Source organism: Variovorax sp. FG153, assembly GCF_057809595.1.
Genome location: NZ_JBMDKG010000034.1, coordinates 87,641 through 93,929, shown reverse-complemented (window position 1 = coordinate 93,929; position 6,289 = coordinate 87,641). Strand labels below are relative to the sequence as shown.

4 protein-coding genes are annotated in these 6,289 nt (G+C 72.0%); 2 read left to right on the top strand and 2 right to left on the bottom strand.

Going from position 1 to position 6,289, the window contains the following annotated elements:
* Both ACODT0_RS29415 and ACODT0_RS29410 read right to left on the bottom strand, forming a co-directional pair.
* A partial coding sequence (locus tag ACODT0_RS29415) for a CHASE3 domain-containing protein (RefSeq protein ID WP_489042931.1) occupies positions 1-2,248 on the bottom strand: 2,248 nt, incomplete at its 3' end.
* Between the two features lie 142 nt (positions 2,249-2,390).
* The gene (locus tag ACODT0_RS29410) at positions 2,391-3,083 is read right to left on the bottom strand and encodes a DUF899 family protein (protein ID WP_489042930.1); all 693 of its coding nucleotides are present in this window, start codon (positions 3,081-3,083) and stop codon (positions 2,391-2,393) included.
* Positions 3,084-3,287: 204 nt separating this feature from the next.
* Here ACODT0_RS29410 and ACODT0_RS29405 point away from each other — a divergent pair, with 204 nt between their 5' ends.
* Together ACODT0_RS29405 and ACODT0_RS29400 are read left to right on the top strand one after the other, a co-directional pair.
* A complete protein-coding gene (locus tag ACODT0_RS29405; protein ID WP_489042929.1) occupies positions 3,288-5,633 on the top strand; it encodes an ATP-dependent DNA helicase in 2,346 nt (781 codons plus the stop codon).
* On the top strand, positions 5,620-6,264 hold the full coding sequence (locus tag ACODT0_RS29400; protein WP_489042928.1) for an alpha-ketoglutarate-dependent dioxygenase AlkB: 645 nt from the start codon (positions 5,620-5,622) through the stop codon (positions 6,262-6,264). Before ACODT0_RS29405 ends, ACODT0_RS29400 begins: the two co-directional genes overlap by 14 nt.
* Positions 6,265-6,289 lie beyond the last annotated feature (25 nt).

The window sequence follows — 6,289 nt, the reverse complement described above, 5'->3', positions numbered from 1 at the left end:
GGGCAGGGGGCGCGACCGGCACCGGCGCGCGCGGCTGCAGGCGCGCCGGCGCGCCGCCCACGGGCGGCTGCGGCGGGGTACTGCCCGGTTCCTGCTGCGCGGCCTGCGGCGCCTGGGCCGGCAGGTGCAGGGTGAAGGTGCTGCCCTGGCCCGGCTCGCTCTGCACGCTGAGCGTGCCGCCCAGCAGCCGCGTGAGGTCGCGCGAGATCGACAGGCCCAGGCCGGTGCCGCCGTAGCGGCGGCTGGTCGTGCCGTCGGCCTGGCGGAAAGCCTCGAAGATCACTTCCTGCTGGTGCGGCGCGATGCCGATGCCCGAGTCGGAGACGGCGAAGGAGGCGCCGCCGTCGGCCGTGCCCGAGATCACCAGCGAGACCTCGCCCTGCTCGGTGAACTTGAGCGCGTTCGACAGCAGGTTCTTGAGGATCTGCTCCACGCGCTGGCGGTCGGTGACCAGCGAGGCCGGCGCGGCCGGGTGCAGTTCGAGGCGGAAGTTCAGCCGCTTCTCGTCGGCCAGCGGCCGGAAGGTGCTCTCCAGCGCCTGCGCCAGGCGGTCCAGGCGCGTGTCCTCGGTCACCAGGTCGAGCTTGCCGGCCTCGACCTTGGCGATGTCGAGGATGTCGTTGATCAGCACCAGCAGGTCGTTGCCCGAGGCGTAGATCGATTCGGCGAACTTCACCTGCTCGGTGCTCAGGTTGCCCTGCGGGTTGTCGCCCAGCAACTTGGCCAGGATCAGCGCGCTGTTGAGCGGCGTGCGCAGCTCGTGCGACATGTTGGCGAGGAACTCCGACTTGTAGCGGCTCGCGCGCTGCAGTTCGTCGGCGCGCTCCTCGAGGTCGCGCTGGGCGCGGCGCAGCGCGGTGTTGCGCTGGTCGAGCGCCTCGGTGCGCTCGGAGAGCTGGCTGTTGGTCTGCTCGAGCTCGGCCTGCTGGTTCTCGAGCATGGCCTGCGAGGCGCGCAGCGCGCGCGACTGCTCCTCGAGCTCCTCGTTGGCGGTGCGCAGCTCCTCCTGCTGCACCTGCAGCTCCTCGTTGAGCTGCTGGGTCTCGGCCAGCACCTCCTGCAACTGCTCGCGGTAGCGCGCGGCGGCCAGCGAGGTGCCGATGTCCTCGGCCACCACCTCGAACAGGTCGCGCGCGCGCTGGTCGGGCGTGCCGGGCAGGCCGAGCTCGACCACGCCGTTGGACACGCCGTCGTTGGCCACCGGCAGCAGCACCACGGCGCGCGGGCGCATCTCGCCCAGGCCCGAATTGACCTTGAGGTAGTCGGCCTCGACCGGGTCGATCAGCATCAGCCGCTTCTCGGCGGCGGCCTGGCCCACCAGGCTCTCGCTCGGCGAGAACACCTGCTGCGCGTTCTCGGCCTCGATCGAGAAGCCGTAGCTGGCCGCGCGGCGCAGCGGGCCGTGGCGCTCGCGCACGTAGAGCGCGCCCACGGTGCTGCCCAGGTGGCGCGAGAAGAAGGCCAGGATCTTGCGGCCCATGTCGGCCGCGCTGAGCTCGCCCACCAGCTCGCCGACCAGCTCGGTCTGGGCGGTGCGCAGCCAGGCCTGCTCGGTCAGGCGCTCGGTGTGCGCCTCCTGCTCCTGCAGCACCGCGTCGTAGCTCTCCGACAGGCGCACCAGCTGCCGGCGACCGAAGAAGGCGACCAGCCCGCTCAAGGTGAGCGTGAACAGCAGGAACAGGCCCACCACCATCCAGCTGGTGCGCTTGACCTCGGCATTGCGCTGGAAGCGCAGCGACTGCTCGGTGTTGATGAAGTTGTCGAACTCGTTGCGGATGTCGTCGGTCAGGCGCTTGCCGCGCCCCAGCTTGACGGCGGCCTCGAAGTCGCCGCCGCTGCGGCGCGCCGCGATCATCTCGGCCGCGAACTCGTTCCAGGCGCCCTGCAGCGAGCCGATGCGGTCGACCCGCTCGATCTGCTGCGGGTTGTCGCCCACCAGCTGGCGCAGCGCCGCGGTGTCGGTCTTCACGCGCGCCAGCGCGGCGTCGTAGGGCTCGAGGAAGCGGTCCTGCCCGCTGATCAGGAAGCCGCGCATGCCGGTTTCCATGTCGATCGAGCGGCGCTGCAGCTCGCTGGCGTTGCGCACCACCTGGTCGGTGTGCTCGACCCAGGCGATGGTCGACAGCAGGTACAGGATCAGGGCGACGAAGACGACGGCACCGAACAGGCCCCCGAGCAGCGGCAGCTTGATGTTGCGGCTCAGCAGGCGCTCGAAGTCGGCGGTGTCGATCGCGGCGGCAGTTTTCATTTCGAACGTAGTTGTGAACGAACAATTGACATTGTCTTCGACCGGAGGAGACGGACGGCGCGCGGCCGCCCGCCCGGCCCCGGAACGGTGGCAAGGCGCGAGGGAAGAGGGTGGGAGGGGAGGCCGCGGGCCTCCCCGGAACTCAGTACTCTAGCCGCGGATACCAGTCGCTGCCGCGGCCGGCCGGCGTCAGGTCGAGCATGTTCCACAGCGGCGTGGGGTCGACCGCGAGGCGCGGGTCCTGGCCGGGGTCGGCGGTTTCGGCCAGTTCGGGGGCCCAGAAGTGATGCACGCGGCCCTCGCGCCGGACCCAGACGTCGAGCGCGGGCCATTCGCTGCCGTCGGGCGCAAGGCCCCGGTAGTCGCGCGCGAAGTCGTCGCCGACCGTTTCGTAGAACGGCAGGTTGCGCCAGCCGCGCTCGCGCGCGAAGGCCAGTTGGCGCGCCACCGGCGAACGGCCGAGCACCGCGAACGCCACCTTCTGCGCGATGTCGCGCACCGGCACGTCGAGCGCGCCGAGGAAGGCGGTGCACATCGGGCACGGCCGCTCGCGCTGCGGGCCGTACATCCAGAAGTAGGTGACGAGGGTGTCGTGCTCGCCGAACAGATGGTCGAGGCCGACCGTGCGGCCGTCCTGGTCGCGGAAGCGGTAGGGCGGCGGCTCGCCGCCCGGCGGCAGTTCGCGGCGCTGGGCGGCCACGCGCTCGATGTGGCGGCGCAGCTCGATCTCCTCGGCGAGCAGGGCGGTGCGAGCCTGGCGGTAGGCCGGGCTGTCGTTGGGATAGGGGCGGCTCGCGGCGGCGGCGAGCTCGGTGGCGGGTTTCAGGGCGGTCATCGGTGTCTCCTCGTGGAATTCGGACAGGCGGGGCGAAGGCGGTGGCACATCGGACCCGTCCCGACGCGGCGACGCTGCCGGTTCGGCCCCGAAACGCCCGTGCGTTCCAGCCTACGCACCGGCGGGGTACTGTGAATTCCACCAGCACACTGGATGAATATCCATATACTGGCGGCCGCCGCATCCTGTCGAACCACCACGCCGATGTCCCGCGAAGCCTTCCACGCCACCGTCGCGCCCGTCTCCGTCAAGGCGCTGTGCGCTTTCGGCGCGAAGGCCGGCGACCTCGACCTGCGCTTCGTGCCCGCGCCCAGCGCGCAGGAGGGCATGGCGGGCCACGCGCTGGTGCAGGGGCGGCGCGGCGAGAACTACCAGAGCGAGGTCGTGCTGCAGTCTGAATGCGGCGCCCTGCTGGTGCGCGGCCGCGCCGACGGCTACGAGCTGCAGTCGGGCAGCGCCCGCGTCGAGGAGATCAAGACCTTCCGCGGCGACTTCGACGCCATCCGCGGCAACCACCGCGCGCTGCACTGGGCGCAGGCGCGCTGCTACGGCTGGATGCTCTGCGAGGCCGACGGCCATGCGGCGATCACCGTGGCGCTGGTCTACCTCGACCTCGCGAGCGGCGAGGAAACCGTGCTCGAGGAATTGCACACGCGCGAGGAACTGCAGGCCCACTTCGAGGACCTCTGCGGCCGCTACATCGCCTGGGCCGAGCGCGAGGGCCGGCATCACGCGGCGCTCGCGGAGCTGCTGGGCGCGCTGGCCTTTCCGCATGGCGCCTTCCGCACCGGCCAGCGCGAACTGGCCGAGGCGGTCTACCGCGCCGGCTCGAAAGGCCACTGCCTGATGGCGCAGGCACCCACCGGCATCGGCAAGACGCTGGCCACGCTGTTCCCGCTGCTCAAGGCGCGCGCGGCGGGCCGCGTCGACAAGGTGTTCTTCCTCACGGCCAAGACCTCGGGCCGCGCGATCGCGCTCGAGGCGCTGCGGCTGCTCGAGCGCCAGGCCGCCACGGATGGCAAGGCACCGGCCGATCCGCTGCGCGTGCTCGAACTCACCGCGCGCGAAAAGGTCTGCGAGCACCCGGGCCGGGCCTGCCATGGCGACGCCTGCCCGCTGGCCAAGGGCTTCTACGACCGGCTGCCGGCGGCGCGCGCCGAGGCCGCGCGCGCCGCCTGGCTCGACCGCCCGGCGCTGCGCCGCATCGCGCTCGCGCACGAGGTCTGCCCTTATTTTCTCGGGCAGGAAATGGCGCACTGGAGCGACGTGGTGGTCGGCGACTACAACTACTACTTCGATGGCAGCGCCTTCTTGTGGGCCACCATGAAGGAGCGCGAATGGCGCGCCGCGCTGCTGGTGGACGAGGCCCACAACCTGCTCGAGCGCGCGCGCGGCATGTTCACCGCGCCGCTCGACGACGGCGCGCTCGAGGAGGCCCACCGCGCCGCGCCCGCCGCCGTGCGCGGCCCGCTCGCGCGGCTGCATCGCGAATGGGGCGCGCTGCAGGAGGCGCAGCAGGCCAACGCGGTCGACTACGAGACCGCCGACGAGATCCCCGAGCGCTTCGCGCGCAGCCTGCAGGCCGCCAACACCGCGATGGCCGAGCACTTCGCGGCCACGCCCGACGCGGCGCAGGGCCCGCTGCAGCGCTTCTTCTTCGACGCGCTGCATTTCGCGCGGCTGGCCGAGAGCTTCGGCGACCACTCGGTGTTCGAGCGCACCCTGGGGCCGAACGGCTCGCGCGGGCTGGCCATCCGCAACCTCGTGCCCGCGCCCTTTCTCGAAGGCCGCTTCGCCGATGCCGCTTCGGCCGTCTGCTTCTCGGGCACGCTCTCGCCGTTCCCGTTCTACCGCGACGCGCTGGGCCTGCCCGAGGACGTGGCCGTGCTCGACGTCGCCTCGCCGTTCAGCGGTCGCCAGCTCCATGTCGAGGTGGCGATGGATGTGTCCACGCGCTGGCGCGACCGCGCGCGCTCGCTGCGCAGCGTGGCCGGCATCATCGGCAGCCAGTACTCGCGCCGGCCCGGCAACTACCTGGCCTTCTTCAGCAGCTTCGACTACCTCGAGCAGGCCTGCGCGGCCTTCGTCGCGCGGCATCCCGAGGTGCCGGTGTGGAGCCAGACCCGGGGCATGCCCGAGGCCGAGCGCCAGGCCTTCGTCGAGCGCTTCGCCGTCGGCGGCCGCGGCATCGGCTTCGCGGTGCTCGGTGGCGCCTTCGGCGAGGGCATCGACCTGCCGGGCACGCGCCTCGTCGGTGCCTTCGTCGCGAGCCTCGGGCTGCCGCAGTACAACGCGCTCAACGAGATCACGCGCGAGCGCATGGACGCGCGCTTCGGCAAGGGCTACGAGTACACCTACCTCTATCCGGGCCTGCAGAAGGTGGTGCAGGCCGCGGGACGCGTGATCCGCACCGAGCAGGACGAGGGCGTGCTGCACCTGCTCGACGACCGCTTCTCACGCGCCGAGATCCGCGAGCTGCTGCCGCGCTGGTGGGAGGTGCGACTGAACGGACAGGGCGGGCAGCAAGGAGGCGGCGATGCGCGCCGCTAGACGCGTCGAGCACGAGGCGCAGCCCGACCTGTTCGGCGCCGCGCCGGTCGCAGCCATCGACGGGCTGCGCTACGAGGCCGATTTCCTGAGCGCCGCCGAGGAGGCCGAGCTGCTGGCCATCGTCGGCGGCTTCACGCTGCGCGAGATGCGCTACAAGGCCTACACCGCGCGCCGCCGCGGCATCGGCTTCGGCGGCCGCTACGACTTCGACGCCAACCGGCTGCTGCCCGGCGCGCCACTGCCCGAATCGCTGCACCCGCTGCGCAGCCGCGCCGCGGCCTGGGCCGGCATCGACGAGGCCGAGCTCACCCATGCGTTGATCTCCGAGTACCAGCCCGGCACGCCGCTGGGCTGGCACCGCGACGTGCCCGACTTCGAGCACATCGTCGGCATCTCGCTGCGCGGCGACGCCGTGATGCAGCTGCGGCCCTACCGGCGCGACGGCCACTACGCGGCCAACGATCCCATGGTGCAGCTGGGGGTCGAGCCGCGCTCGATCTACCTGCTGCGCGGCGCCGCGCGCTGGGAATGGCAGCACGCGATCGCGCCGACGCCGGCGCTGCGCTACTCGATCACCTTGCGCACGCGCTCGCGGCGAAGGGTGGGCGGAGGCTGGCAAGGAAGCCCATGAGACGCTGCTTGGGCCGCGTGGGCGC